The following is a 26,134-nucleotide window of genomic DNA, read 5'->3' on the forward strand; positions in this document are numbered from 1 at the left end:
GTGAAGCTGATCTCCCCCATCGCCATGGAAGAAGGTCTGCGTTTCGCTATCCGCGAAGGTGGTCGTACTGTGGGCGCTGGTGTGGTTGCCACGATCATTGCCTAATTCTTAGAAAAGCTAGGAATTAACAATGTCTAAGCAAAAAATCCGCATCCGTCTGAAGGCTTTCGATTACAAGCTGATCGACCAGTCTGCAGCTGAAATCGTTGATACCGCCAAGCGCACCGGCGCCATCGTCAAGGGTCCCGTGCCCCTGCCGACACGCATGAAGCGCTTCGACATCCTGCGTTCGCCTCACGTCAACAAGACCAGCCGTGACCAGTTCGAAATCCGTACGCACCAGCGTCTGATGGACATCGTGGACCCGACTGACAAGACTGTTGACGCTCTGATGAAGCTGGACCTGCCCGCAGGTGTGGACGTCGAGATCAAACTGCAATAAGAGTTTTGGAAGCCTCGCAAGAGGCTTTTAAGGGTCTTTGTTTAACGCGAACTTGCTTGAAAAAGCAGTTCGCGTTAAAATTTGGAGCTTCGCTTTTGATGCGAAGTTTTATTAACCTTCTTTTGTGTGCTATGCATGATTGCTAAGGCACAACGCTGGGCCAATTGCAGTTTCAGCGGCAAAAGTTTTGGAGCAAACAAATGAGTCTGAGCAACTCCCTGGGGTTGCTGGGTCGCAAGGTGGGCATGATGCGTCTGTTCACTGATGATGGGGACGCAGTGCCTGTCACAGTGGTGGATGTTTCTAACAACCGAGTGACTCAGGTCAAAACCCAAGAGAACGATGGCTATGTGGCCCTGCAGGTCACTTTCGGTGCACGCAAGGCTTCTCGCGTGACCAAGCCTCAAGCCGGCCACCTCGCCAAGGCGGGTGTCGAAGCCGGTGAAGTGACCCGTGAATTCCGCGTGACTGATGAAACCGCTGGCAAGTATGCCGCTGGTGCCGTTCTGCCTGTGGCAGAGCTGTTCAGCGTTGGCCAGAAGGTGGACGTGCAAGGCACCTCCATCGGTAAGGGTTACGCCGGCACGATCAAGCGCCACAACTTCAGTTCGCAGCGCGCTTCGCACGGTAACAGCCGTTCGCACAATGTTCCCGGTTCTATCGGTATGGCACAAGACCCCGGTCGCGTGTTCCCCGGTAAGCGTATGACTGGCCACATGGGCGACGAAACCGTCACTACTCAAAACCTCGACGTGGTTCGTATCGACGAAGCACGCCAACTGCTGTTGATCAAGGGTGCCATTCCTGGTGCCAAGGGCGGCTTCGTTTCCGTGCGCCCCGCGATCAAGGCTAAAGCTTCCAAAGGAGCGAACTAATGCAGCTCGAACTCCTGAATGAACAAGGCCAGGCCGCTTCCAAGGTGGAAGCTCCCGAGACTGTGTTCGGTCGTGAATTCAACGAAGATCTGGTCCACCAGCTGGTGACTGCCTACCGTGCCAACGCACGTCAAGGCACTCGCGCCCAGAAGGACCGTGAACAAGTGCGTCACACCACCGCCAAGCCTTTCAAGCAAAAGGGTACAGGCCGTGCACGTGCTGGTATGTCCTCCTCGCCTCTGTGGCGTGGCGGCGGTCGCATCTTCCCCAATCTGCCCGAAGAAAACTTCTCGCAGAAGATCAACAAGAAGATGTACCGCGCCGGTATGACTGCCATCCTGTCTCAGCTGGCCCGCGAAGGCCGTCTGGCAGTTGTGGAATCCCTGACGCTGGATACCCCCAAGACCAAGGTGCTGGCAGACAAGTTCAAGGCTATGAACCTGTCTTCGTCGGTGATGGTGATCGCTGAAGAAATCGACGAGAACCTGTACCTGGCATCCCGCAATCTGAAGAACGTGTTCGTGGTTGAGCCGCGCTATGCAGACCCCGTGTCGCTGGTGCACTACAAGAAAGTGCTCGTCACCAAGGGTGCGATCGACAAACTCAAGGAGATGTTCGCATGAGCACTACCAAGTTTGACGAAGGTCGTCTGATGCAAGTACTGGTCGCTCCCATCGTGTCCGAAAAGGCCACTCTGGTTGCTGAAAAGTCCAATGCTGTGACATTCAAGGTGCTGCAGAACGCTACCAAGCCCGAAATCAAGGCCGCTGTGGAATTGATGTTCAAGGTTGAAGTGGCTGGTGTGTCTGTGGTGAACACCAAGGGCAAGACCAAGCGCTTTGGCAAGACCGTGGGCCGTCGCGACAATGTGCGCAAGGCTTACGTGATGCTCAAGCCCGGTCAAGAGCTGAACCTGTCTGGGGAGGCTGCGTAATCATGGCTGTTATCAAGCTCAAACCTACGACCCCCGGCCAACGCGGCGCGGTGAAGGTTACTCGCGACCACCTGCACAAGGGTGAGGGCTTTGCCCCCCTGCTGGAAGCTCAATTCCAGAAGGCCGGTCGTAATAACAACGGTCACATCACAACTCGCCACAAGGGCGGTGGTCACAAGCACCACTACCGTGTGGTGGACTTCAAGCGCAACAAGGACGGTATCCCCGCCAAGGTTGAACGCATTGAATACGACCCCAACCGTACTGCCCACATCGCTCTGGTGTGCTATGCAGACGGCGAGCGTCGCTACGTCATTGCTCCTCGCAACCTGGAAGTCGGCGCTACCATCATCAGCGGCTCCGAAGCTCCTATCCGCGTGGGCAACACCCTGCCTATCCGCAACATCCCCGTGGGCTCGACCATCCACTGCATCGAACTGAAGATCGGTGCCGGTGCTCAGATCGCTCGCTCGGCTGGTACCTCCGCCACTCTGCTGGCTCGCGAAGGCATCTACGCTCAAGTGCGTATGCGTTCGGGCGAAGTCCGCAAGGTGCACATTGAGTGCCGCGCCACCATCGGTGAAGTTGCCAACGAAGAACACAGCCTGCGCCGTCTGGGCAAGGCCGGTGTGAAGCGTTGGATGGGTATTCGTCCTACCGTCCGCGGTACGGTCATGAACCCTGTCGACCACCCGCACGGTGGTGGTGAAGGTAAGACCGGTGAAGGCCGTCACCCAGTTGACCCATGGGGCAATCTGACGAAGGGCTACCGTACCCGTAACAACAAGCGCACACAGACAATGATCGTGTCGCGCCGTAAGAAGTAAGGGGTAGCAAATGACTCGTTCTCTTAAAAAGGGTCCGTTTGTTGACCATCACTTGCTGGCTAAGGTCGAAAAGGCCATCGCCACCAAGGATAAGAAGCCAGTGAAGACTTGGTCGCGTCGCTCCATGGTCCTGCCCGAGTTCATCGGTCTGACCATCGCCGTGCACAACGGCAAGCAACACGTGCCGGTTTATGTGACTGACCAGATGGTTGGCCACAAGCTGGGTGAATTCGCGCTGACTCGTACCTTCAAGGGTCACCCTGCGGACAAGAAAGCCAAGAAGTAAGGAATAGAACATGTCTGAAACACGTGCTGTTCTCCGTGGCGTCCGCCTGTCTGTTGACAAGGGTCGCCTGGTCGCGGATCTGATCCGCGGCAAGAAGGTGGATCAAGCTCTGAACATTCTCCAGTTCACACAGAAAAAAGCTGCTGTGATCTTGAAGAAGGTTCTGGAATCCGCTATCGCCAACGCTGAGCACAACGACGGCGCCGATATCGACGAACTGAAGGTCAAGACCATCTACGTCGAGCAAGGCACTACGCTCAAGCGTTTTACTGCTCGCGCCAAGGGCCGTGGCAACCGCATCAGCAAGCCTACCTGCCACATCTATGTGACAGTGGGTAACTGAGGCCTTAAGGAAGAATATGGGACAGAAAATCCATCCTACCGGCTTCCGTCTGGCGGTGAGCCGCAACTGGGCAAGCCGCTGGTACGCTAGCAACCGTGACTTCGCCGGCATGCTGGCCGAAGACATCAAGGTGCGCGAGTACCTGAAGGCCAAGCTGAAGAACGCTGCCGTGGCTCGCGTTCTGATCGAGCGTCCTGCCAAGAACGCCCGCATCACCATTTTCTCGGCTCGTCCGGGCGTGGTGATCGGCAAGAAGGGTGAAGACATCGAGGCCCTGAAGAAGGAACTCGCTGCTCGCCTGGGCGTGCCCGTGGCTGTGAACATCGAAGAAGTGCGCAAGCCTGAAATCGATGCCAAGCTGATCGCTGACTCCATCTGCCAACAGCTGGAAAAGCGCATCATGTTCCGCCGCGCCATGAAGCGTGCCATGCAGAACGCCATGCGTCTGGGTGCTCAAGGCATCAAGATCATGTCTTCCGGTCGTCTGAACGGTATCGAAATCGCTCGTACCGAGTGGTACCGCGAAGGCCGCGTGCCTCTGCACACTCTGCGTGCCGACATCGACTACGGCTTCTCCGAAGCCAAGACGACTTACGGCATCATCGGCGTGAAGGTCTGGGTCTACAAGGGTGACACCCTGGGCCGTAACGATCTGCCCGCCGTGGAAACGCCCCGTCCTGAAGACGAACGTCGTCCTCGTGGTCCTCGTCGTGACGGTCGCCGTGATGGCCGTGATGGCGCTGGCCGTGGTGGCCGTCGTCCCGCAGGCACCAATGCCGCTCCTGCCGATGGCAGCGACAAGCCTGCTGGCGCTGGTGCTGATTCCGTTAAGCGCGTTCGTAAGGCCGACGCGCCCGCTACAGCAGCGGACGGTAAAGGAGAATAAACATGCTGCAACCTGCACGCCGCAAGTTCCGTAAGGAACAAAAAGGCCGCAACACCGGCATCGCTACCCGTGGCAACTCCGTTGCCTTCGGCGATTTCGGTTTGAAGTCTACTGACCGTGGTCGTCTGACCGCACGCCAGATCGAAGCTGCACGTCGTGCAATTTCCCGTCACGTCAAGCGTGGTGGTCGTATCTGGATCCGCGTGTTCCCGGACAAGCCCATCTCTACCAAGCCCGCCGAAGTGCGTATGGGTAACGGTAAGGGTAACCCCGAGTACTACGTGGCCGAAATCCAGCCCGGCAAGGTGATCTACGAAATCGTGGGTGTACCTGAAGAGCTGGCCCGTGAAGCGTTCCGCCTGGCTGCTGCAAAGCTGCCTCTGCGCACGACCTTCGTGTCCCGTCACATTGGTGCTTAAGGAGATCAACATGACGAAATCTGCTGAACTCCGCCAAAAAGACGTGGCTGGTCTGGAAGCTGAAGTGAAGTCCCTGCAAAAGGCTCACTTCGGTCTGCGCATGCAAAAGGCCACGCAACAACTGGGCAACACTGCGACCATCAAGGCTACACGCCGTGACATCGCTCGTGCCAAGACCATCCTTGCTGAAAAGCAAGCCGCCAAGTAAGGAGCCGACATGACGGAAGCTAAAACATCCCTCAAGCGCACCTTGATTGGCAAGGTGGTCAGCGACAAGCGTGCCAAGACTGTGACCGTTCTGGTGGAACGCCGCGTCAAGCACCCCATCTACGACAAGATCATGATCAAGTCGAGCAAGTACCACGCTCATGACGAGCAAGGTGAGTACAAGCTGGGCGACGTGGTTGAAATCACCGAGAGCCGTCCTCTCTCCAAGACCAAGAACTGGGTTGCTACCCGCTTGGTTCAAAAGGCTGCTCTGGTGTAAGCCTAACCAGGCCCGCCGGCTGCAAAGCCCTTGAAAACGACCCACAATGCTGTGGGTCGTTTTTTTATTTGGGCCGCCAAGAATGCGGTCCGTGCTTTGCAACAAAGGAGATAGTCATGATTAAAGTTGGTGATGCCCTGCCCGCAGTGACCTTGATGGAATATGTGGAAGTGGAAGGCAATGGCTGCAGCCTTGGTCCCAACCCCGTGAAGTTGCCCGAGGCTCTGGCCGGCAAGACTATTGCCGTGTTTGCTGTGCCCGGCGCTTTTACGCCCACCTGCTCCGAAAAGCACCTGCCAGGCTATGTGGCCAAGGCCGAAGAGCTCAAGGCTGCTGGCGTCGATGAAATCTGGTGCCTGGCCGTGAACGATGCTTTCGTGATGGGCGCCTGGGGCCGCGATCAGAAGGTGGCTGGCAAGGTGCGCATGATTGCCGACGGCGATGCGGCCTTTGCCAAGGCGACCGGCCTGACGCTGGACCTGAACGGCAAGGGCCTGGGCCTGCGCGCCAATCGCTTCTCGATGCTGGTCAAGGACGGCAAGGTTGCGACCCTGAACGTGGAAGCTCCCGGCAAGTTTGAAGTCAGCGATGCCGGCACCATGCTGGCTCAGGCCAAGCAGGGTTAAGTCTCTGATCGGCTGTACGAAGCCTGCTCCAAAAACGCCGCTTTTGCGGCGTTTTTTGTCTTAGTCTTCGGCGTCGACGGGGGCTGCAGGGCGCTTGAGAGGGGAGGACGGTGCGCCGTTGTCGAGAATGGGCGTGGTCCAGCGTCCGGTCTTGAACACGTCGTCCACGCCCCGATTGCGTGCTTCCTGGGCTACTGTCTTGCGCCAATCTTCCAGCAACTGGGTGCGTCCTGCTGCGTCCTGCATCAGCAAAGCAGTCTTCAGAAAGTGCATGAGCCGTGTGACGGTGGATGACGGTCGGGCATCGGGCCGCATCCAGCGATAGGCGGCAGAGCTTTCGGCACCGAAATAGGTGGCAAAGCGCTTGGGCTCAATATCGGCAATCTCGCTCATGAAGGCCAGCATCTCGGGCGCAGTGGGCTGTTTGGGGATCACGGCCAGTTCCGGGTGCTGAGCCAGAAAGCGCACCAGCAAGGCCAGGGTAGGATCTTTGACGGGCTCATCCGGTGCCTGACGCACCACCTGCATCCAACGTGTGATCGACATGCTGAGTACCCAGATGATGTCGTTGGTCAGCAAGCCGAACTCCTGACGGACAGCATCCAGATCACGGCCTAGGACGGGGCGGTTGGAAGGGATCATGGTGTGAAGGGTGAGATTGTTGCAGTTTAGGCTTGTTCAGGTGCCTGCTGCTCAAGTGACGTCATGGCGACCCTGTTCGGCTGACGCAATGCGTGCAGAAACGACAGAATAGAAGGAATCTTGGTGTGAAATTTAGCATTGTGAATATACTGTATGTCACGCCATTGATTCACCCACCCCCGATGTAGACGTTTCCCGCACCTATGTCCCATACCGTTTCGTCTCGTGTCCAGCTCACATTGCTCAGCCTGTTTCGCCTGCATGGCAAGCATCTGCAACCCGTGGTTGGGGCGGAGCGTGTGTACGATGAAGGGCATGGTCTGCAGGTGGTTGCGAGCTCGATTCCATTTCACAACCGGGCTATGGATGCCAGAGCGCCGCGCTCCGGTATGGGGCTGCTGGCGCTTTTTGGTATTCGCGATGCGCTCGACGAGTTACAGCACTGGCGCATGGTGGCACGCACCTCACAAGCGCAATTTGCCTACCTGCAGTTGCAGGTAGAGGTGGGCACGAATGCCACCGTGGCACCCACGCGCCAGATGCTGCGCGAGCAGGGTGCGGGCATGCGCTTTCTGAACGTGCGCCGCAGCGCCGCCGAGTTCCAGAAGGACCTGCTGGCGCGCTTTGCCCAATATGTGGCGCAAGAGGGAGGCAGTCCCGAGCGCGATATGGCCCATGTGCGGCAGATGGCGCTGCGCCCGGATCTGTTCGAACGGCTGCTCTACGAGGACGAGGACCTGCGGCATATCGATGTCCTGATCATTCCTCTGGCCGATTGGCCGGACCCGACACGCGTGCGCCAGGTGGCCTATGTGCGCGCCGGTACGCCACTGCTGGCCCTGCTTCAGGGGAGCGATCAGATGCAGGTGCATCTGCCAGGCTGGATGGCGCGGCGTTATCTGCCCGGGCAAGCTCTAGATACTGTGCCATTTGGGGCGGGCGAGCTGGCACAGCCCCTGTAGTCCGCTGGTGCGGGCATGGTATTCATGAGTGCGATGCCTGGATGTATCGATTGCTATAGAAAATATAGCATATACCGCTTTTTAGGCATCGATTTCAATGGCTTTTCATGCTGAAACAATTGTAGCTATTGCGCTGTATGCTCCTCTTTTAGCCAACTGTCCCTAGCACCTTCAATTCCTTGCCCTCCGGTACCTCGTTGAAGGACAGCACCTGCAGACCTTGGGCAAACAGGCGTGCGTAGCGCGCCAGCAGGGGGCGCAGCTGGGGGGTGACCAGCAGCACCGGTGCCGTGGCCTGCTGTTTCATCAGATCGCGCGCATGACTCATGTGCTCCTGCAACTGGCCCAGCAGATTCGGATCCACCGGGAAGTTATCCAGCGCGACCTTCTTGTTGGTGTGGCGTGCGGTGTTCAGCGCGCCCAGCAGCAGCTGCTCCAGGCTGTTGCCCAGAGTGAAGGCCTGGATCTCGGGCACCGATCCCACGGTGGAGTTGACGATCTGGCGGCGCAGCGCGCAGCGCACCTCGGCGGCCAGCAGGATGGGGTCCTTGGTGGCTTCGGCGCTGTCCACCAGGGCGGTGGCGATCAGCACGATGTCCTTGAGCGAAACACCCTCGCGCAGCAGCTGCTTGTACACCGTGTGCTGCAGCGGCGCGGGGCAGGCTTTTTCCAGCGCGGCGGCCAGCTTGGGCGACAAGGCCGTAAGGCGTTCGCCCATGGCGTGCACGTCCTCGAAGCGGATCAGCTCGTCCAGATGGCTGCGCACCACGCGTGTGAGGTGGGTGGCGACGATGCTCACGCAGTCCGCCACCTGGTAGCCCATGCCCAGGGCATGGGCCTTGTCTTTGGGTTCGATCCAGGTCACGGGCAGTTGGTAGGCGGGCTCGATGCCGGGGATCCCGTCAAGCTGACCGTAGACATGGGGCGAGGGAATGGCCATCAGCCGGTCGGCATGCACCTCGGCCTTGGCCACCACGGTGTCGTTGATGAGCACGGTGTACTGGTTGGGCGGCAGCGTCAGGTCATCGCGCACATGCACAGGGGGCAGGACAAAACCCATGGCTTCGCTGATGGTCTGGCGCACGCCGCGCAGGCGCACGGCCAGAGGTGCGCCCTGAGCCGGGTCCAGTTGGCCGACCAGGCGGTAGCCCACGCGTACCGACAACTGTTCGGTGATCGGCAGGCTGTGCCAGCCAAAGTCCTGGGCAGCGGCTGCGGTCACGGTCTGCAGCAAGACCATTTCATCCTGGGCGGGCAGAGGCCTGGCTGGTTGCTTGGCCATGACCCAGCCGCCCAGCACCAGCACGCTGGCAAAAGCCAGGAAGGGCAGCCAGGGCATGCCGGGAATCAGGCCCAGCACCAGCATCACCACGGCAGCGCTGTACAGCACCGTGGGCTTGGCCAGCAGTTGCTGGCGCACTTGGTCGGGGAATTCACCCGCATCGGCGTCGCTGATGCGGGTGACGATCACGGCCGAGGCTGCCGACAGCAGCAGGGCCGGAATCTGGGAGACCAGGCCGTCGCCGATGGTCAGCAGTGCGTAGAGACGGAAGGACTCGCCCAGCGGCAGGTCGTGCATCAGCGAGCCGATGGCGACGCCGCCGATCAGGTTGATGACCAGAATCAGGATGGAGGCGATGGCATCGCCGCGCACGAACTTGGAGGCGCCGTCCATGGCGCCGTAGAAGTCGGCCTCGGTCGCTACGTCACGGCGGCGCGTCTGAGCCTGCTGCTGATTGATGAGACCGGCATTCAGGTCGGCATCGATGGCCATCTGCTTGCCGGGCAGCGCGTCCAGCGTGAAGCGGGCCGAGACCTCGGAAATGCGTTCTGCGCCCTTGGTCACCACCACGAAGTTGATGATCATCAGGATGACGAACACTACCAGGCCTACGACGAAATTGCCGCCGATCACCACGTTGCCGAAGGACTCGATCACATGGCCGGCCGCATCCGGGCCGTTCTGGCCGTGCAGCAGCACCACGCGCGTGGAGGCCACGGTCAGGCCCAGGCGCATCAGCGTGGTGGCCAGGATGACGGTGGGAAAGATGGAAAAGTCCAGCGGCCGCTTGACCCCCACGGCCACCAGAACCACCACCAGCGACACCACGATGTTGAAGGTGAAGAAGATGTCCAGCGCCAGCGGCGGCAGCGGCAGCATGATCATGGCCAGCAAGGCCAGCAGAAACACGGGCACGGCCCACTGGTGGCGGGAAAGCGCCTGGCGCAGTTCGGTGAGGTACTTCATGGGGCGGGTTGGGGGTCGGACAGTTCGGCGGGTATATCCAGCTCGCGCGGTAGATCGGGGCGGCCCGGGCGTCGGCCCTGGCGGAAAGCCTTGATCTGCAGCACGTAGTGCAGCACCTGGGCGACGCTTTGGTAGAGCGCCGAGGGGATTTGCTGGTTCACCTGGCTGGTGTGGTAAATGGCTCGCGCCAGCGGCGGCAGGCTGACTACCTCCACCTGGTGGCGGGTGGCAATGTCGCGGATGTAGAAGGCCATCTCGTCCACGCCCTTGGCGATGACATAGGGGGCTTCGGCGCGCTGCGAGTCGTAGCGCACGGCCACGGCGTAGTGCTCTGGGTTGACGATGACGGCATCGGCCTGGGGCACGGTGGCACGCACGCTGCGCCGCGCCAGCTGTCGCTGGATCTGGCGGATGCGGCTCTTGACCTCGGGCCGGCCTTCGTTGCTCTTGTGCTCTTCCTTGACTTCCTGCTTGCTCATGCGCTGGCCGCGCAGAAAGAAAAAGCGCTGCAGCGGCACGTCGATCAGGGCCAGGATGATGAAGATCACCACGATGGACATCACGCCCGATAGAAACAGATGTATGCCCTCGCGCACCGCCAGATCCAGCGTCATCGATGGCAGTGCCGTGAAGTGGCGCACATTGGCCTTGCAGTAGGCGTAGACCACGGCGGCCACGGCTGAGACCTTGAGCACCGACATGACCAGGTCGCCGTAATGCTTGGCCTTGAAGAACTTGGACAGGTTCTGCTGGGGGCTCAGGCGGCTGAACTTGGGTTGCAGATTCTTGGCCGACAGCAGCCAGCCACCGGGCACCAGCGAGGCCACGGCCACCAGCAGCGGCGTGATGAACAGGGGCAGCAGCATCTGGGCGAACAGCCAGCCGGCGTCGGCCCAGACCGCGCCCACGATGTTGTTGAGGGCGCCGGGGCCCGAGGTGTCGTCGAGCCCGCGCTGGAACAGGGCGTGGAATTTGCGCAGATAGTCGGGCATGAAAAGTGCCGTCACCTGCAGCGTGGCCACCAGGCCCACGGCCGTGGCCAGATCGCGCGAGCGCGCCACCTGGCCTTCCTCGCGCGATTTGCGCAGCTTGTGGTCCGAGGCGTTTTCGGACTTGTCGCCAGCACTGTCGGCCACGATGTCAGCCCTTCATGAGCTGCGTCAGCATATCGAGCGCGCGGCGCGTCATCTGCAGATAGTGCGCAGGGATGTGGCGCAGCATGAAGGCCAGCATGGCCAGGCCGAACAGTGTGACCACCGAAAAGCCCAACGCAAAAATATTGAGGCTGGGCGAGATGCGGGCCATGAAGCCAAAGCCCAACTGCACCAGCATGGCGGCAAAGATGATGGGCGTGGCCAGCAAAAAGGCCGCGGCAAACACCCAGCCCATGTTGTAGGCCACGGTTTGCAGCTGCAGGCGGCTCAGGCTCTGGCCCACGGGCCAGGCGTCGAAACTGGCGGCCAGAATGCCGGCCAGCAGCAGGTGCACGTCGAGGGCGAAAAACAGCAGCATGCCCATTAGCAGTGCCAGCACCGAGAGCGCGTCCGAGGAGCTGCCATGCACGGGGTCGTTGAGCATGGCCATGGCCAGGCTGGTCTGCGAAGCGCTCAGGTAGCCAAAAATGCTGAGCGCCGTGGTGGCAAATTGCAGGCCTATTCCCAGCACCGCGCCGATGGCGATCTGCTCCAGCGTCAGCGCCACGGCGTGCAGCGAAAACGCCTCCACCGCCGAGACATGGGGGGCGACGCTGGGCAGCATGACTACGGCCAGCACCATGGCGATGATGACGCGCACCCGCTGGGGCACGGTAGGGTCACCAAAAATCGGGGCGAAGGACAGCAGCGCCATGGTGCGCACGAACGGCCACCACAGCGGCTGCAGCCATTGCTGCAGATACGGATAAAGGCCTTGCTCCATGTTCAGGCTCAGCCCAGCAGCGTGCTGGCGTATTGGAAAAAGCGCACGCAAAAATCCATGAGCTGGGTGACCAACCAGCGCGCGCTCAGTGCCAAGGCCAGCAAGGTGACCATGAGGCGGGGTAGAAAGCTCAGCGTCTGCTCGTTGATCTGCGTGGCGGCCTGAAACAGGCTCACCAACAGGCCGACCAGCAGGCCTGGCACCACGAGCACGGCCACGATGACCAGCACCAGCTGGATGGCCTGCAGCATCAGGTCCACGGCGATGTCGGGCGTCATGCTGCTACAGCCCCTGGACGCTGGTGACCAGCGTGTTGACTGTGAGCGACCAGCCGTCCACCAGCACGAACAGCAAAATCTTGAAGGGCAGCGAAATCACGAGCGGCGACAGCATCATCATGCCCATGGCCATGAGCACCGACGAGACCACCAGGTCGATCACCAGAAACGGAATGAACAGCACGCAGCCGATCATGAACGCGGTCTTGAGCTCGCTGAGTACAAAGGCCGCCACCTTGACGGTGAAGGCGTGGTCCTGCGGGCTGGCCACCGGGCCTTCCTTGGCCAGGGCGCTGACCTGCTTGAGTGCGGCCTCGTGGGTCTGGGCCAGCAAAAAGTCCGACATCGGTTTTTCGGCGCGGCGCAGCGCTTCCATCAAGCCGATCTGGTCTTTTTCATAGGGCTCGAAGGCCTCGGTCCACAGGCGCTCGCCCACCGGGCGCATCACCAGCAGGGTGAGGATCAGCGCAACTCCGGTCAGCACGCGCGTGGGCAGGCCTTGCTGCAGGCCAAGTGCGGAGCGCAGCAGAGCCAGTACGATGATGAAGCGCGTGAAGGTGGTCATCATCAAGGCCATCATGGGCAGCAGGCCCAGCAGCGTCATGAGGATGAAGATTTCCGTCTTGATCGACAGCTGTGTCACCCCGTGGCTTTGCTGGCTTTCCAGCAGCGGGATATTGGCGGCCTGGGCGTGGCTCACGCAAAGCCATAGACCGCTGACCAGACTCAAAAAAACGAGGGCGCGAAGCGCCCTGTGCATGTGTTGTTGCATGCTGGAAATCTGTGGATCAGTGGCTCAGTGCAGGCAGATTGGCACTCAGCTCCAGGACCTTGAGTCCGTATGCCTCGCCGCAGACCACCACCTCCCCCTTGCCGATGGCCGAGCCATTGACCTTGATGGTCAGCGGCTCGCCCACCACGGTGTCCAGCGGCACCACGCTGTCGGGGCCCAGATCGGCCAGTTCCTGCAGGGTGATCCGGGCGGAGCCGGCTTCCAGCGTCAGCGTGACGGGGATGCGGTGCAAAAACGGCGACAGACGCTCGGGTTCGGCGGGGCTGAGCGCTGGCGCAGGGGTATCGGCGGCAGGGGCTTGTGCATTGCTGTCCAGCAGATCCTGCAGGTCCATATCGGTGTGAAGGTCCATCGTGTTCATTCCAAAGTCTCAAAGGCCGTCAGGTGCAGCTTGCCCTGGTGTTCGGTCACGGTGGCCGCAAGCAGGGCTTCGCCATTGATCAGCACCGTGGTGGTGCCCAGGGCAATCGGCAGCACGCTGCCGGTGCGCAGGGCCTGCACATCGGCGGTGGAGACGGTTTTTTCCAGCAGCCGAGCGGTCAGCTGGATGTGCAGCGGCGCTGCCGGCTTGGGCGTGGCCGGGGTGGGTGCGGGGCGAGTGCGTCGCAGCTGCAACACCTGTTGCTCCAGCGCCTGACAGCAAGCGGTGTCCAGCGCGATGTTCAACGGTTGCCAGGCACTGTCCGCGACCTGGATCTGGGCTTGCCATTGCCAGGTGCTGGCCGTGATGAGGGGCTGAGCCGTTGCGGCCGGCATCAGCGTGGTCTGGGTGGCGCGGCGCACCGCATCGTGCAAGGCGGTGGCAATGCGCTGCTCGGTCGGGCTGGCGGGCTGGTCGTCGGGCGCCGGGGCCATGTCGTCCTGCGCGAAGCCGTAGCGTGCAGCCATGTGCGCCTGCACGGTGGCGCGGGTCAGGGTGATCTGCGGCTGAGCCGGAGCCGCAGCACGCAGCGGCGTGAAGTGAGCGTGTTCGATACGCATGGCTACCGGGCGATGGCCGGTTTGCTGCATCTGCGTTTCCACCTGGCGGGCGAGCAGCGCGGCCAACTGGTCGAAGGCTTGCACCGGTCGTCCCAGCATGACCGGGTCCAGGGTTTTTGCGTTCTGCACAGTAGATATCTTTTTCGCTTGTTGTTTTGGTGGCGAGGTGGCGGGATTTTGCGCGAATTTCGGCAATTTCTCTATGAAGCCTGAACGAGTTGCTAAATCGATAAAATTTGTATCAATTGTGAATAGTATACTGTTCGTGCAACAACATCCCCCCGAAGGGCTGGCTCCAGTGGTAATCGCCGCGTCGGAGGAAATGGCTTGGGGAACGAACGATGAAGATCGAACCCTCCAGCCTTTTGATGCGCACCGCCGGTGCTTTTGCGGCCTTTGAGTCGCTACTTCCAAGCTCGATTGCGCCCGCTGCCGACAGCCCTGCCCCGGGGAGCGGATTTCTGCAGATGTTCGAGGGCGCGGTGCGCTCGGTGGACGCGCAAAACCAGGCTTCTTCGGAGCGGATGGCGGCCGTGGACGCGGGGCGCAGCGATGATCTGGTGGGGGCCATGCTGTCCAGTCAGGAGGCCAGCCTGTCGTTTTCCATGCTGATGCAAGTGCGCAACAAGGTCATGGGTGCGGTGGACGAAGTCGTCAAGCTGCAGGTGTAAGACAGGGAAACGTTCGTGCTGGATTCCATTAAAAACCGCTTCTCAGCTATGCCTGGCGCACAGCGGCTGCTCTCCTTTTCTTCACGGCCCGGCGCGCTGCGCATGGGCGTGCCCTTGCTGCTGGCTGCGGTCATCGCCACCGCGCTGGTGGTCATGCTGCTGTGGCAGGGCAGCAGCAATTACCGTCCTCTGTTCGGCGCCCGCGAGAATGTGCTGACCGCCGATGTGGTGGCGGCGCTGGAGGCGGAAGGTCTGAAATACCGTTTGCACCCGGAATCGGGCCAGGTGCTGGTGGCCGACAGCGATCTGGGTCGTGCCCGTATGCTGCTGGCCGCCAAGGGTGTGGCCGCCAAGCTACCCGAGGGGCTGGAGCTGATGGATCGCAACGATCCTCTGGGCGTGAGCCAGTTCGTGCAGGACGTGCGTTTCCGCCGCGGCCTGGAAGGCGAGTTGGCACGCAGCATCGGCTCGCTGGATGCCGTGGCAGGCGCACGCGTGCATCTGTCGATTGCACGCTCCTCCTCATTCGTGGTGAATACCGGCGACAAAAGCTCGGCGTCGGTGGTGCTGCAGCTCAAGCCCGGGCAGCAGCTCAAGAACGAGCAGATCGCGGCCATCATCCATATGGTCTCCAGCAGCGTGGCCGGGCTCGACCCGCAGCGCGTGGCGCTGACCGATCAGGCGGGCAACTTCCTCTCGGCCCGCGTGGACCTGTCGGAGGGCTTTGATCCGCTGGCGCAGGACGGGCAGTCGGGCAAGATCAGTGCCGAGCTGCGCCAGAACGCCCAGGAGCTGCTCTCGGCCGCCGTGGGCGCCGGTCACTACCGCGTGACGGTCACGGCCGACCTGAGCCAGGACCGCACCGAGGAATCCTACGAGAAGTACAACGGCGATCCCCGGGTGCTAAATGAAGCGACCCGTGAGGAAAACGACCGCTCCGGTGGTGTTGCTTTGGGCGTGCCGGGCTCGCTGAGCAACCGCCCGGTCAATGTGCAGGCCGATGCGGGCAAGGAAGGCAAGGACAGCAACAACAATTTCCGTGCGGCGGTCTCGCGCAACTATGCCTACGACCGCAGCGTGATACAGGTCAAGCGCGGCAAGGGCCGCATCAACAAGCTGCATGTGGCGGTGATGCTCGACGATGCCGTGGCGCCCAAGGAGGCCAAGGCATGGAGTGAAGCCGAGCTGGCACGGGTTGAAAAGCTGCTGCGCGTGGGCCTGGGGGTGGACGCCGGGCGCGGCGACCAGATCGCTGTCTCCAGCATGCCGTTCACGGCGCCCACGCCGCTGCCGGCCTGGTGGCAGGAGCCCGGCAACTGGTATGGCTGGGTGGTGACGGCCCTGTGGGCTGCGGGCGGTCTCGCGCTGCTGGTGCTGCTGGCACGCCTGGTCAATGCCGTGCTGCGCGGCGCTGCCGCAACCAAGGTGCCGCAGGCGGGCGAGGCTGTCGCCTTGGCCGGTGTGGCGGCGGGCGGCGCCTCCTTGCTGCCGGCGCCGGAGCGTCAGCGTGCCGCCTCCGATATGTCCATGGTGTCGCTGCTGGAGAACGTGGATCTGCCACCCCAGGGTTCGGAAGTGGATGTGATGGTCGAGCATTTGCGCACCCTGGCGGCTAAAGAGCCGGAGCGGGTGGCGGAAGTGGTCAAACAATGGGTACAAAAACATGGCCAACCAGTTGGTGACTAGCGCCGAAGGCGCGGCAGGCGTGGCGTTGCTGGAGCAGCCGGCCCCGGAAAGTCTGGATCTGATCGAGCAGGCTGCCATCGTGCTGCTCAGCATGGGCGAGGAGCCTGCTGCCGGCGTGTTGCGTTGCCTGGAGCGCGAAGACCTGCTGGCCGTCACTCAGGTGATGTCCCGCCTCAGCGGTATCCGCGTGGATTCGGTGCGCCAGTCGCTGCAGCATTTCTTCGATGACTACCGCGAGCAAAGCGGTGTGCATGGTGCCTCGCGCAGCTTCTTGCAGCGCTCGTTGGCGCTGGCGCTGGGCGGCGACATCGCCGGCAGCGTGCTCGACAGCATTTACGGCGACGAGATCCGCCCCAAGATGGCGCGGCTGCAATGGGCGGCGCCGGCCTGGCTGGCCGAGCGGCTGGCCCAGGAGCACCCGCGCATGCAAGCGGTGTTTCTGGCCTTTTTGCCGCCCAAACTGGCCGGCGATGTGATCGAGCATCTGCCCGAGTCGGGCCGCGAGGCCCTGGTGCTCAACGTGGCCAAGCTCAAGGACGTGGATCGAGATCTGCTGGTGCAACTGGAAATGCTGACCGAGCAATATCTGGCCGAGTTCGGCACGCAAAGCGTGTCCATGGAGGGCGTGAAGCAGGCGGCGGAAATTCTCAACCGCATTCCAGGCAACAAGCAGGAGTTGGTGGCGCGCCTGCGGGCCCGCGATCCCGAAATCGCCTCCGCGATCGAAACCGAGATGTATGACTTCTTCGTGCTCTCGACCCAGTCCGAGACCACGCTGACCCAGATCATCGAGGCCGTGCCGGCCGAGCTGTGGGCGCTGGCGCTCAAGGGCGCCGAGCCTGCGGTGCGCAAGGCCGTGCTGGGCGCCATGCCACGCCGCCAGGCGCAGAGCTTTGAAGACCAGATGCGCCGCAGCGGCCCCGTGCCTTTGAGCCGTGTGGAGCAGGCGCGGCGAGAGATCATGGATCTGGTCAAGGCCATGGTTGACGCGGGTGAGCTGGAGATTCAGTTGTTCGCCGAAGCGGTGGTGGAGTGAGCGTGCTTTACCGCCCCTATCATTTTCCGCCCTTGGACCTGGTGCAGGCCGACCGCGCGCAGCAGGGCGCAGACGGCAGCGCCGCCGGCGATGCCGTGGGGCCGGAGGATGCCCGGGCCTTGGCTCAGGCCTATGAACAGGCGGTGCAGCGCGGCCACGCCCAGGGCTTTGCCCAGGGGCAGGCCGAGGGCGAGCGCGCCGGCTATGAGGCCGGGCTGCAAACCGGCGTTCAGGCGGGCCGCGCCGAGTCCCTGCAGGGCGCGCGCGACGAGCTGCAGAGCCTGGGCGCGCCAGTGACGGAGCTGAAGCAGCAGCTGCTGTTGCTGCATGCCGACTGGGAGGCCAGCCTGCGCAAGGATTTGATCGACCTGGTCGAGCGGGTGGCGCGCCAGGTGGTGCGCTGCGAGCTGACGCTGCAGCCGGCGCAGATTCTGGCGCTGGTCGAGGAAACCCTGCAGGGCATGCCCCAGCGCACGGGCGAGGTCCAGGTCTACCTGAACCCGGTCGATCTGCAGCGCATCCAGGAGCTGGACAGCACGCGCGTTCCCGACTGGAAGCTGCAGGCCGACAGCACTCTCGATGCCGGCGAATGCCGTTTGCGCGTGGGAGAGGCCGAGGTCGATGCCGGCTGCAAGCAGCGCCTGGGTGCCTGTATGGAACAGGTGCGTGAGCAGCTGCAGCCAGCGGAGGCCTTGTGACCACGGGCATGGCGGCAGGCAACAGCATCGGACTGGCGCAGTCGCTGCGCAGCGTTCAGCTCGACGATGTGCCGGTGGCGCAGCCGGCGGCACGCGTGCATGCGGCCACCGGATTGCTGCTGGAGTGCACGGGTGCGGCCCTGCCGCTGGCTGCCCGTTGCCAGATCGAATGGCAGGCTGGCGCCTGGTTGCCGGCCCAGGTCGTGGGCTTTCGCGGTGCCGTCTCCTATCTGATGCCGCTCAAGCCGGTCACCGGCCTGGCAACCGGGGCGCGTGTGACGCTGGATTCCGAACGCCAGCAGCCGGGCATCGGCATGGGCTGGCTGGGGCGGGTCATCAACGGCCTGGCAGAGCCGCTGGACGGGCTGGGGCGGTTGACTGGGGACGGTGTGCTGCCTGCGCAACCGCCCAGGGTCAATCCACTCAAAAAGCGCCCGATCGAGCAGGCGCTAGATGTGGGCGTGCGCTGTATCAACGGCCTGCTGACGCTGGGGCGTGGCCAGCGCGTGGGCCTGTTCGCCGGCAGCGGCGTGGGCAAGAGCGTGCTGCTGGGCATGATTACGCGCCACACCGAGGCCGATGTGATCGTGGTGGGCCTGATCGGTGAGCGGGGCCGCGAAGTGCGCGAGTTCATTGAGCATTCCCTGGGGCCGGAAGGCATGCGCCGCGCCATTGTGGTGGTGGCACCGGCGGACGAGCCGGCGCTGATGCGCATGATGGCGGCCGAGCTGTGCCACACGATTGCCGCGCATTTCCGCGATCAAGGCCTGAATGTGCTGCTGCTGCTCGACTCCCTGACCCGTTATGCCATGGCGCGGCGCGAAATTGCGCTGGCCCTGGGCGAGCCTCCGGCCACGCGCGGTTATCCGCCGTCGGTGTTCAGCATGCTGCCGCAGCTGGTGGAGAGCGCCGGCAACGGCGAGCGCGGCGAGGGCAGCATGACGGCCATCTACACCGTGCTGGCCGAAGGAGATGACCAGCAAGACCCGATCGCCGATACGGCGCGGGCCATTCTGGATGGCCATATCGTGTTGCGGCGCGAGCTGGCAGAGCGCGGACATTACCCGGCCGTGGATGTGGGGGCCTCGATCAGCCGCTGCATGCCGCTGGTGGTTTCCGAAGCCCATTTGCAGGCTGCGCGCCAGGTCAAGGAGCTGCAGGCCCGTTATGCCCAGGTGCGCGAGCTGATCCCCATGGGGGCCTATGTGCCCGGCGCCGATGCGCGCACCGACCAGGCCGTGCAGCGCTGGCCACAGTTGGAGGCATTCTTGCGCCAGGGCACGGCAGAGGCTGCTCCTTTTGCAGCCTGTGTGGCCCAGCTGGGCGAGGTGCTGGCATGAGCTTGCCCGTGGTGGCCCTGGCGCAATATGTGGACGTCCTGGATCAGCGCGCCCAGCAGTCCATGGCCGAGGCCGCCCGGGCTCGGGCGCTGCTGGTCAAGACCCAATCCCAGCTGGAGCGCCTGCACAGCATGGCGCACAGCGCCGGGGTGAAGAAATTGCATGGGAATGTCGCCTTGTATGCGAATGCAGCAGGTTTCCGTTCGGGGTTGATGGACATGGCCGGGCAATGCAAGGACGCCTGTGGCGTTCAGCAGCTCGAATATGCCCAGGCCAGTGCGCACATGCAGGCCGCCTTGCGCCAGCACGACAGCATGCAGTCGGTGCTGGAGCGGGCGCGCGCCGACATGGCGCAGCTGGCGCAGCGCAAGGCGCAGAATGCCATGGATGAACTGGCTGGTCAGGCCTGGCAGCGCCAGGCCCGCCAGCAGGTCGCCGGAAACCGCTAGCACTGTCCATTCGCGAACGCATACAAGGGGAACACAGTGGCTACCTACGATCCGGTTACAACCGCCAAGGCTTTGGCCGAAAGCTACGTCCACGCCCGCCAGGCGCAGGTGGATACCAACACCAAGAAGACGCAGAGCAAAACCACGGCGCTGACATCGCTGCAATCGGCGCTGTCGGGCTTCTCCACGGCGTTGAGCAGCCTGTCCGGCAAGGGCAGCGTGATCGCTCAGACGGCGGCGGTGTCGCGCAGCAGCGCCGCAGCGGCGACGGTGTCCAGTGCCGCTGCGCCAGGCAATTACACCTTTGGCGTGAGCAAGCTGGCCACGGCCCAGCAGACGCTCTACAGCATGCAGGATCTGGGCCTGGCGCCCGATACAGACTATCCCAAGGACGCGACCATGGTGGTGTCTGCCGTGGGCGGAGCAGGCTATGTTCAGGTGGACCTGGACAAGGCCGATGAAAACGGCGACGGCAAGCTGTCGGTGACCGAAATCGCCCGGGCCTTGAACCAGGCCAGCGCAGGCAAGATCACGGCGTCGATGGTGACGCAGGGCGGCGAGCAAAAGCTGATGCTGACCAGCACCGAGACCGGTGAAGCGAATGCTTTTGAGTTGAAGATGCAGAAACAGGATGGCAGCGCAGTGGCTTTGGTCGCAGGCCAGAAGCTGTCCGAGGCCCAGGATGCGGTCTTCACATTGGGTGCAGGCACCGGAGTGGAAATCCGCCAAGCCTCCAATACCTACACCGGCATCGAAGGCCTGACGCTGGAATTCAAGGAAGTGACGACTTCGCCCTTCACCGTCACCGTCGCCAAGGACGAGGCCGCGACCAAGGCCAATATGCAGGGCTTTATCGACGCCTACAACGGCCTCGTCAAGGCCATCGACAAGCTGACGGCGGCGGGCTCCGCAGAAGGCGGTGTGGCGGCTGCTGCACTTAATGGGGACTCCGGCGTGCGCGGTCTGCGCAACCAGCTCAACAGCCTGCTGCGCAGCACCGTGAACGGTGTCAGTCTGACCGACTTCGGCATCTCCGCGCAGCGCGACGGAACGATCGCGCTGGACGCTGGCCGGTTCGCCAAAAAAGTGGCGTCCAACCCCGATGCGCTGACCAGCCTGTTGGGCAAGACCGACACTCTGGAATACAAGCGCACCGGCGTGCTGGGCAGCCTGCAGACCTATGTGGGCAGCTGGACCAACAGCTCCACCGGTTATCTGAAAACTCGTCAGGACGGCTTGCAAAAGCAGTTGACGCAGTACACCAAAGACCAGTCGACCATCGAGCGGCTGTATGCACAGGCATATCAGCGCTATCTGACGCAATTTACGACCCTGGCGAATTTGGAAGCCACGATGAGCAACACCTCGAACTATCTGAGCTCGATGTTCGCGCCGTCGTCCAAGAGCTAGCCGGGGCGCAGGACCCATAACCCATGAACGACAACCTTTGGAACGACGGATACGGCGACTATCGCGCCGCCAATACGGTGGCGCAGACCGCCCAGGCATCTCCGGTGGAGCTGGTGCTGATGCTGGTGGACGGCCTGCTCGAAGAGATGGCGCGCCTGCGCATGCATATCGCCCAGAAGCGCTTTGAGGAAAAGGCGCGCTCTATTGCCAAGTGCGCCGACATCCTGACCGGGCTGGGCAGCGCGCTGGAGGCCGACGCCGGCAATGAAGTCGTGGAGAACCTCTCGCGTCTGTACGACTTCTGCGCCCAGCGCCTGAATCAGGCAGGTTTCGACATGGATGTCGCCAAGGTGGATGAGGTCCATGGCATCTTGCAGACGCTGCGCTCCGGCTGGCAAGGGATGGCGGATGCCCGTCTCTGATCGAGAGCGTTTGCTGGCGCTTGCCCGGCAGCTGCAGGTGGTGAGTGCGGCCCAGGACTGGGGGCGCTTGGCGCAACTGGACCGGTTGGTGGCCGACTGGGCGACCCGGTCGCCGGCCCTGTTGCCCGCGGATGAGGACATGCGTGTGGCTTGGCAGGAGCTTGCCGCTGCTCACGCTGCCGCCCATGCGGCCTGCAAGCAGGCATTGCACGAAGCCGGGGTGCGCCTGCGCGATTTACAGCATCACAACGAAGCCCATAAAGCCTATGCCTGGCAGGAGCAATTTTCATGAACGCCATGCCGACGACCTCCGTGCCTGCATCCTCTGCGGCCCTTGCCGCCGCAGGCGGTGTGACTGGCACACCCGCCATCGCCGGCAATGGGCTGGAGCAGTCCAGTGCATTGCCAGCCGTACCGCCGCCCGTCATGTTCGCTGAGCTGGCTGGTTTTTTGGGTGCGGCCGCGCTGTCGGCTCAGATCAGCGCCCTGCCGGAGGCCGCCGATGGCGAGCAGACGGATCCCTCCGCCCATGAGTCGACAGATCTTGCAGCGGCAGATGCTCTGCCTCTGCTGGCTAGCTTTGCGCCGACCTGGCAGCCCGAGGTTCAGGCCCAGCTCGGCTCGGTGTCTATTGAGCCCAGCGCAGCGCAGAAGCCATCCTCCAGCGTGGCTGTCGCCGCGCTCAATCCGGCAGCGGTGCAGGCACAACGTGATGGCAAAGAGTCCGCGGTGGCCAAGCTCGCCGAGCAGGCTCCGACGCATGCAGCTGCTGCGGCGCGTCTGGTGACCGCGCTGATCGCAGAGGGTGGGACCTTGTCCGCCACTGCACCCCAAGGTGCAGAGGTGGTGGCGCTGCAGTCGCCTGCGTTGTCAGCGACAGAGCCTGTGGCTTCGGTGCACTCTGCTGCACGCACGGCAGCGGCAGCCACGCCCAGTGCCGCGCGGGCCGCGCAGCCGCTGATGCAGGCCTTGTCGCAGCGCATTCAGCTGCAACAGGCTCAAGGTGTGGATGTGGCCACGGTGCGGCTGGATCCGCCGCAATGGGGCAGCGTGGAGCTGCGCATCCAGCACGACGCAGGTGGGGTGCAGGTGTTCATTCAGGCGTCGCACGCCGAGGTGGGCCGTCAGCTGGCAGGTCTGGCCGAAGGCTTGCGCCAGGAGCTGCAGGCGCGCAGCAGCGGCGAAGCCAGCGTGGTCGTGGCCCAGGGGCGGCACAGCGGCGGTGCCGCAGGCCAGGGCGGAGGCGCCCGTGACGAGGCTCTGCCCTGGACTCTGGCCGCAGAAGACGATGTGATTGGCCAGGCCCTGCAGGTCTGGCAGCAGCAGGCAGAAGGCCTGGGGGCAGATAAAGGCTGAAGGACTATGAAAAAAGTAGTGATAGGAGTCGTGGTTGCGGTCTTGCTGTGCCTGGGCGCGGCAGGCGGTGTCTGGTGGTGGGGGCAGAAGCAGGCGGCGGCGGTTGCGGAGCCGGCAGAGGTCAGCGGCCCGAGCCTGGACCCGCGCCATGCCAGCTATGTGTCCTTGGACAAGATCGTGGTCATGCTCAAGACCGACCTGGGCGAGCGGATGGGCAACAGCTATATGTCGCTGGACCTGGTGCTGCGCACCGACAAACCGCACGAAAAAGCCCTGAAGGCGGAGCTGCCCATGCTCAAGGGGGTTGCCGTGCGCACGCTGTCCCAGGTGGAGCTGACGCAGGCCAGGGGCATGAGCATTGATCAGTGGACCGAGCTGCTGAGTGCCGATCTGGTGGCCGCCTATGCCAGTCATCCCGACTTGCGCTTGTTCGACAAGGTCATGGTCTCGCGCCTGATCATCGAGTAGGTCGGGGCGCCCATCCTATGCTGCAGCACGAATGCGCAAGCTATGGCGATGCCTCCGCTTTGGCGGGGTATGCGTGGACGCAGGCCGGCGCTGCCTATGGCACGGTGCAGGTGACGCCGCAGCAGGAGCAGGATGTGCTGCAGGCCTATTTGCCCATGGTCAAGCGCGTGGTTCGCCAGCTGGCCTCCCAGGCCATGGATGTCATGGACCAGAGCGACATGACTCAGGTGGGGCTGATGGGGCTGCTCGAAGCCCTGCGCCGCTACGGTCCGGTGGACGAGGCGTTTGCCGGCTATGCCCGTCAGCGCGTGCGTGGCTCCATTCTCGATGAACTGCGCCGCCAGGACTGGCGCCCGCGTACCGTGCGTCAGAGCGCGCACAAGGCGCGCGATGCCGTGCGGGCGTTGCGTCGCCAGCTCGGCGCTGAACCTACGCCGCTGCAGATTCAGCAGGCTCTGGGCATGGATGACGAGGCCTATCTGGCCTACGAGCAGGCGGAATCGGCCGAAGCCATGGCCAGCCTGGACGAGCTGGTGGGCCAGGGCATGGACATGGCCAGCTCGGCTGCCGATCCGCAGCACGCCGTGCTGCAGCGCCACCTGCTGGAGCAGGTGCTGGCGCAGCTGAACGAGCGCGAGCAGCGCGTCATTCAGCTCTACTACGAATACGACCTCAATCTCAAGGAAATTGCAGCGGTGCTGGAGTTGTCCGAGGCCCGGGTCTGTCAGATCAACAAGGAAGCGCTGCGCAAGATGCGCGCCGCGCTTGAGGTGGCCTGAGCCACCTGCCGCTACCAAGGGAAATACAGAGCATGTTGCAACTACTGGGCATCTTCATTGTGCTGGCCACCATCTTTGGCGGATTCCTGCTCAGCGGCGGCAAGCTGGCAGTGATCTGGGAGCCTATGGAGCTGATGATCATTGCCGGCGCCGGCCTCGGAGCCCTGGTGCTGGGCAACCCCAAACATATTCTGGCCGAGCTTTGGCTGCAGCTGCGCCAGGTGCTGTCGCGCACCAAGCAGACCGTGGAGTTCCAGCGCCAGTTGCTGCTGTTGATGTATGAGCTGCTGCTCACGGCGGCCAATGGCCTCAAGGCCCTCGATGCCCATGTGGAAAAGCCGGCCGAAAGTACCCTCTTTCAGCGCTATCCGCTGGTGCTGGAAGACACCAAACTGCTGCATTTCATCGTGGACAACTTCCGTCTGATGGCCATGGGAAAGATCAGCAGCCATGAGCTCGAAGGCGTGCTGGACCAGGAGCTGGAGGCCATTCACGAAGAGCTGCTGCAACCGGCCAAGTCGCTGGGCAAGATCGCCGAAGCCATGCCTGGCTTCGGCATTCTGGCGGCGGTGCTGGGCATTGTGATGGCCATGAGCTATGTGGCCGACGGCGCCACGGCCGGTGAGATTGCCGTCAAGGTGGGCGCGGCCATGGTCGGCACCTTTATCGGCATTTTTCTCTGCTATGGCGTGCTGGACCCGCTGTGCAACTTCATGAAGCAGCGCGTGATGGAGCATCTGTCAGCCATGGAGTGCGTCAAGGTGGTGCTGGTCGCCCATGTGGCGGGCAAGCCGCCTCTACTGGCCATCGACGCGGGCCGCCGCCTGGTGCCCTTGAATAGCAAGCCCGGCTTTGCGCTGCTGGAGACCTGGATCAACGACATGAACAGTCGCGACAGCGGAGCGGCTCGTGGCTAAGCGGCCCGGCCAGGAGCATGGCGAGGTCGTCGTCAAAAAAGGCGGCGGCAAACACCAGCACGACGAACATGGCGGTGCCTGGAAAGTCGCGTTCGCAGATTTCTGTCTGGCGCTGATGTGCCTGTTTCTGGTGATGTGGGTGCTTGCGGCGCGCGACAAGGAAGAGTTGCAGATGGCCATGGCCGGTGGTGGCGCGCAGAAGATGAGCTACGAGGGTCAGGGCGAGCGCATGATCGGCGAGTACCAGCCCGGCGAGCTGATCCCGCGCCAGCCCGTGACCGAAAGAGTCCAGGAACGCTCGGGCGGTCAACTGGAGGCGAAGAAGCTGCTGGAGTCGCCCGAAGAACTTGCTGCGCTTTCGAAGCGTGTACGCGAAGTGGGCTCGCTGGTGGGACTGGGCGAGAACCTGACCATGCTGGTCACCGCCGAAGGCCTGCGCATCATGGTGCACGACACCGAAAAATCCGGCATGTTCAAGCTTGGCAGTGCCGAGCCCACGCCGCAATTCATCAGCCTGTTGCGCCGCATCGGCCCCATGTTCCGCGAGATCGACAACCAGCTGGTGATCGCCGGGCACACCGATGCCCTGCAGTTCAGCAGCCACAACGCGTTTGCGGCCTCCAATTGGACGCTGTCCATGCAGCGTGCCCTGGCCGCGCGCGCCCATATGCTGATGGGCGGCATGCCCGAGCGCAGCGTGCTGCAAGTCATAGGGATGGCCGAAGTGGCGCCGTTGGACGCAGAGCATCCCCAGGCTCCTGTGAACCGCCGCGTGGAGCTGCTCGTCACCACCCGGGCCCATGCTCGCAGCATCTATCAGACCTTTGGCAAGCTGCCGGCAAGCGAGCCGCTGACGCGCGAGCTCGAGAGCACACCGGCAGATACCCCCATGCTGGAGACGCTGCGCAACCTGCTGCTGAAGCCCGTGAAGGCTAACGCGCAGAGCGCGCCATAAA

Annotated in this window: 36 protein-coding genes; 28 read left to right on the forward strand and 8 right to left on the reverse strand. The window is 62.8% G+C overall.

The features are described 5' to 3' along the window. From AC1RTQ_RS22810 to AC1RTQ_RS22870, 13 genes are all read left to right on the forward strand, one after another. A partial coding sequence (locus tag AC1RTQ_RS22810; RefSeq protein WP_492878984.1) for an EF-Tu C-terminal domain-related protein occupies positions 1–105 on the forward strand: 105 nt, incomplete at its 5' end. Between the two features lie 25 nt (positions 106–130). Beyond that, positions 131–442, forward strand: a complete 312-nt coding sequence (gene rpsJ / locus AC1RTQ_RS22815) for a 30S ribosomal protein S10 (protein WP_003059431.1) — start codon at positions 131–133, stop codon at positions 440–442. Positions 443–642: 200 nt separating this feature from the next. Continuing rightward, positions 643–1,317, forward strand: a complete 675-nt coding sequence (rplC, locus tag AC1RTQ_RS22820) for a 50S ribosomal protein L3 (protein ID WP_003059417.1) — start codon at positions 643–645, stop codon at positions 1,315–1,317. Beyond that, positions 1,317–1,940, forward strand: coding sequence for a 50S ribosomal protein L4 (gene rplD / locus AC1RTQ_RS22825; protein ID WP_003059416.1), 624 nt, complete (start codon positions 1,317–1,319; stop codon positions 1,938–1,940). The genes rplC and rplD overlap by 1 nt, the downstream gene beginning before the upstream one ends. After that, entirely contained in the window at positions 1,937–2,251 is a 315-nt protein-coding gene (gene rplW, locus AC1RTQ_RS22830; protein WP_003059415.1) for a 50S ribosomal protein L23, read from the forward strand. The genes rplD and rplW overlap by 4 nt, the downstream gene beginning before the upstream one ends. A gap of 2 nt (positions 2,252–2,253) precedes the next feature. Further along, positions 2,254–3,078, forward strand: coding sequence for a 50S ribosomal protein L2 (rplB, locus tag AC1RTQ_RS22835; protein WP_003059414.1), 825 nt, complete (start codon positions 2,254–2,256; stop codon positions 3,076–3,078). Positions 3,079–3,088: 10 nt separating this feature from the next. Next, the gene (gene rpsS / locus AC1RTQ_RS22840; RefSeq protein WP_003059413.1) at positions 3,089–3,364 is read left to right on the forward strand and encodes a 30S ribosomal protein S19; all 276 of its coding nucleotides are present in this window, start codon (positions 3,089–3,091) and stop codon (positions 3,362–3,364) included. Between the two features lie 10 nt (positions 3,365–3,374). After that, the gene (gene rplV / locus AC1RTQ_RS22845; protein ID WP_053284304.1) at positions 3,375–3,707 is read left to right on the forward strand and encodes a 50S ribosomal protein L22; all 333 of its coding nucleotides are present in this window, start codon (positions 3,375–3,377) and stop codon (positions 3,705–3,707) included. A gap of 16 nt (positions 3,708–3,723) precedes the next feature. Continuing rightward, positions 3,724–4,593 carry a 30S ribosomal protein S3 gene (rpsC, locus tag AC1RTQ_RS22850; protein ID WP_003059406.1) on the forward strand — a complete coding sequence of 290 codons (870 nt, stop codon included), beginning with the start codon at positions 3,724–3,726 and terminating at the stop codon, positions 4,591–4,593. 2 nt (positions 4,594–4,595) lie between these two features. Further along, positions 4,596–5,012 carry a 50S ribosomal protein L16 gene (gene rplP / locus AC1RTQ_RS22855; protein ID WP_003059405.1) on the forward strand — a complete coding sequence of 139 codons (417 nt, stop codon included), beginning with the start codon at positions 4,596–4,598 and terminating at the stop codon, positions 5,010–5,012. Positions 5,013–5,022: 10 nt separating this feature from the next. Further along, complete coding sequence (rpmC, locus tag AC1RTQ_RS22860; protein WP_003059403.1) at positions 5,023–5,220, forward strand: 50S ribosomal protein L29; 198 nt, start codon at positions 5,023–5,025, stop codon at positions 5,218–5,220. 9 nt (positions 5,221–5,229) lie between these two features. After that, positions 5,230–5,499 (forward strand): 30S ribosomal protein S17, encoded by a 270-nt coding sequence (rpsQ, locus tag AC1RTQ_RS22865; RefSeq protein ID WP_003059401.1) that lies wholly within the window; start codon positions 5,230–5,232, stop codon positions 5,497–5,499. 116 nt (positions 5,500–5,615) lie between these two features. After that, positions 5,616–6,125, forward strand: a complete 510-nt coding sequence (locus tag AC1RTQ_RS22870; protein WP_302092924.1) for a peroxiredoxin — start codon at positions 5,616–5,618, stop codon at positions 6,123–6,125. A 60-nt stretch (positions 6,126–6,185) separates the two neighbouring features. Here AC1RTQ_RS22870 and AC1RTQ_RS22875 read toward each other — a convergent pair whose 3' ends face one another. Then, the gene (locus AC1RTQ_RS22875) at positions 6,186–6,767 is read right to left on the reverse strand and encodes a hypothetical protein (protein WP_492879149.1); all 582 of its coding nucleotides are present in this window, start codon (positions 6,765–6,767) and stop codon (positions 6,186–6,188) included. Positions 6,768–6,970: 203 nt separating this feature from the next. Between AC1RTQ_RS22875 and AC1RTQ_RS22880 the strand changes: the two genes are divergently transcribed. Then, positions 6,971–7,729 carry a hypothetical protein gene (locus tag AC1RTQ_RS22880; RefSeq protein ID WP_492879151.1) on the forward strand — a complete coding sequence of 253 codons (759 nt, stop codon included), beginning with the start codon at positions 6,971–6,973 and terminating at the stop codon, positions 7,727–7,729. Between the two features lie 148 nt (positions 7,730–7,877). Here the strand turns inward: AC1RTQ_RS22880 and AC1RTQ_RS22885 are convergent, their stop codons facing one another. Genes AC1RTQ_RS22885 through AC1RTQ_RS22915 form a run of 7 tightly spaced genes read right to left on the reverse strand, consistent with a single transcriptional unit; the run spans position 7,878 to position 14,075 of the window. Continuing rightward, complete coding sequence (locus AC1RTQ_RS22885) at positions 7,878–9,977, reverse strand: flagellar biosynthesis protein FlhA (protein WP_302092927.1); 2,100 nt, start codon at positions 9,975–9,977, stop codon at positions 7,878–7,880. Next, positions 9,974–11,113 carry a flagellar type III secretion system protein FlhB gene (flhB, locus tag AC1RTQ_RS22890; RefSeq protein WP_492879153.1) on the reverse strand — a complete coding sequence of 380 codons (1,140 nt, stop codon included), beginning with the start codon at positions 11,111–11,113 and terminating at the stop codon, positions 9,974–9,976. Before flhB ends, AC1RTQ_RS22885 begins: the two co-directional genes overlap by 4 nt. A 4-nt stretch (positions 11,114–11,117) precedes the next feature. Beyond that, positions 11,118–11,894 (reverse strand): flagellar biosynthetic protein FliR, encoded by a 777-nt coding sequence (locus AC1RTQ_RS22895; RefSeq protein ID WP_492879155.1) that lies wholly within the window; start codon positions 11,892–11,894, stop codon positions 11,118–11,120. Positions 11,895–11,902: 8 nt separating this feature from the next. Continuing rightward, a complete protein-coding gene (gene fliQ / locus AC1RTQ_RS22900; protein ID WP_003081826.1) occupies positions 11,903–12,172 on the reverse strand; it encodes a flagellar biosynthesis protein FliQ in 270 nt (89 codons plus the stop codon). 4 nt (positions 12,173–12,176) lie between these two features. Continuing rightward, the gene (gene fliP / locus AC1RTQ_RS22905) at positions 12,177–12,944 is read right to left on the reverse strand and encodes a flagellar type III secretion system pore protein FliP (RefSeq protein WP_492879158.1); all 768 of its coding nucleotides are present in this window, start codon (positions 12,942–12,944) and stop codon (positions 12,177–12,179) included. 16 nt (positions 12,945–12,960) lie between these two features. After that, positions 12,961–13,326, reverse strand: a complete 366-nt coding sequence (locus tag AC1RTQ_RS22910; RefSeq protein WP_114865000.1) for a FliM/FliN family flagellar motor switch protein — start codon at positions 13,324–13,326, stop codon at positions 12,961–12,963. After that, positions 13,323–14,075 (reverse strand): hypothetical protein, encoded by a 753-nt coding sequence (locus tag AC1RTQ_RS22915; protein ID WP_409811623.1) that lies wholly within the window; start codon positions 14,073–14,075, stop codon positions 13,323–13,325. Before AC1RTQ_RS22915 ends, AC1RTQ_RS22910 begins: the two co-directional genes overlap by 4 nt. A 212-nt stretch (positions 14,076–14,287) precedes the next feature. On the opposite strand from AC1RTQ_RS22915, the gene fliE reads away from it, so the two are divergent. The 14 genes from fliE to AC1RTQ_RS22985 are packed head-to-tail and all read left to right on the forward strand — an operon-like array spanning position 14,288 to position 26,133. Beyond that, positions 14,288–14,617 carry a flagellar hook-basal body complex protein FliE gene (fliE, locus tag AC1RTQ_RS22920; protein WP_492879161.1) on the forward strand — a complete coding sequence of 110 codons (330 nt, stop codon included), beginning with the start codon at positions 14,288–14,290 and terminating at the stop codon, positions 14,615–14,617. A gap of 15 nt (positions 14,618–14,632) precedes the next feature. After that, positions 14,633–16,303 carry a flagellar basal-body MS-ring/collar protein FliF gene (fliF, locus tag AC1RTQ_RS22925; protein WP_492879163.1) on the forward strand — a complete coding sequence of 557 codons (1,671 nt, stop codon included), beginning with the start codon at positions 14,633–14,635 and terminating at the stop codon, positions 16,301–16,303. Then, positions 16,281–17,339, forward strand: coding sequence for a FliG C-terminal domain-containing protein (locus AC1RTQ_RS22930; protein WP_302092934.1), 1,059 nt, complete (start codon positions 16,281–16,283; stop codon positions 17,337–17,339). The genes fliF and AC1RTQ_RS22930 overlap by 23 nt, the downstream gene beginning before the upstream one ends. A gap of 2 nt (positions 17,340–17,341) precedes the next feature. Next, complete coding sequence (fliH, locus tag AC1RTQ_RS22935; protein ID WP_492879166.1) at positions 17,342–18,037, forward strand: flagellar assembly protein FliH; 696 nt, start codon at positions 17,342–17,344, stop codon at positions 18,035–18,037. A gap of 8 nt (positions 18,038–18,045) precedes the next feature. After that, the gene (locus AC1RTQ_RS22940) at positions 18,046–19,377 is read left to right on the forward strand and encodes a FliI/YscN family ATPase (RefSeq protein WP_302093165.1); all 1,332 of its coding nucleotides are present in this window, start codon (positions 18,046–18,048) and stop codon (positions 19,375–19,377) included. Next, complete coding sequence (locus AC1RTQ_RS22945) at positions 19,374–19,826, forward strand: flagellar FliJ family protein (protein ID WP_302092936.1); 453 nt, start codon at positions 19,374–19,376, stop codon at positions 19,824–19,826. Before AC1RTQ_RS22940 ends, AC1RTQ_RS22945 begins: the two co-directional genes overlap by 4 nt. Positions 19,827–19,862: 36 nt before the next feature. Beyond that, entirely contained in the window at positions 19,863–21,236 is a 1,374-nt protein-coding gene (gene fliD / locus AC1RTQ_RS22950; RefSeq protein ID WP_302092937.1) for a flagellar filament capping protein FliD, read from the forward strand. 23 nt (positions 21,237–21,259) lie between these two features. Beyond that, on the forward strand, positions 21,260–21,658 hold the full coding sequence (gene fliS, locus AC1RTQ_RS22955; protein WP_302092938.1) for a flagellar export chaperone FliS: 399 nt from the start codon (positions 21,260–21,262) through the stop codon (positions 21,656–21,658). Further along, positions 21,645–21,950, forward strand: coding sequence for a hypothetical protein (locus AC1RTQ_RS22960; RefSeq protein ID WP_492879169.1), 306 nt, complete (start codon positions 21,645–21,647; stop codon positions 21,948–21,950). Before fliS ends, AC1RTQ_RS22960 begins: the two co-directional genes overlap by 14 nt. Then, positions 21,947–23,014 (forward strand): flagellar hook-length control protein FliK, encoded by a 1,068-nt coding sequence (locus AC1RTQ_RS22965; RefSeq protein ID WP_492879171.1) that lies wholly within the window; start codon positions 21,947–21,949, stop codon positions 23,012–23,014. The genes AC1RTQ_RS22960 and AC1RTQ_RS22965 overlap by 4 nt, the downstream gene beginning before the upstream one ends. A 6-nt stretch (positions 23,015–23,020) precedes the next feature. Then, on the forward strand, positions 23,021–23,482 hold the full coding sequence (locus tag AC1RTQ_RS22970) for a hypothetical protein (RefSeq protein WP_492879173.1): 462 nt from the start codon (positions 23,021–23,023) through the stop codon (positions 23,480–23,482). Between the two features lie 17 nt (positions 23,483–23,499). Beyond that, on the forward strand, positions 23,500–24,261 hold the full coding sequence (locus AC1RTQ_RS22975; protein WP_492879175.1) for a FliA/WhiG family RNA polymerase sigma factor: 762 nt from the start codon (positions 23,500–23,502) through the stop codon (positions 24,259–24,261). Positions 24,262–24,293: 32 nt separating this feature from the next. Continuing rightward, positions 24,294–25,178 carry a flagellar motor stator protein MotA gene (gene motA / locus AC1RTQ_RS22980; protein WP_003081778.1) on the forward strand — a complete coding sequence of 295 codons (885 nt, stop codon included), beginning with the start codon at positions 24,294–24,296 and terminating at the stop codon, positions 25,176–25,178. Then, positions 25,171–26,133 carry a flagellar motor protein MotB gene (locus AC1RTQ_RS22985; protein WP_492879177.1) on the forward strand — a complete coding sequence of 321 codons (963 nt, stop codon included), beginning with the start codon at positions 25,171–25,173 and terminating at the stop codon, positions 26,131–26,133. Before motA ends, AC1RTQ_RS22985 begins: the two co-directional genes overlap by 8 nt. Position 26,134: the final 1 nt, after the last annotated feature.

The organism is Comamonas sp. GW821-FHT11H03, assembly GCF_058807955.1.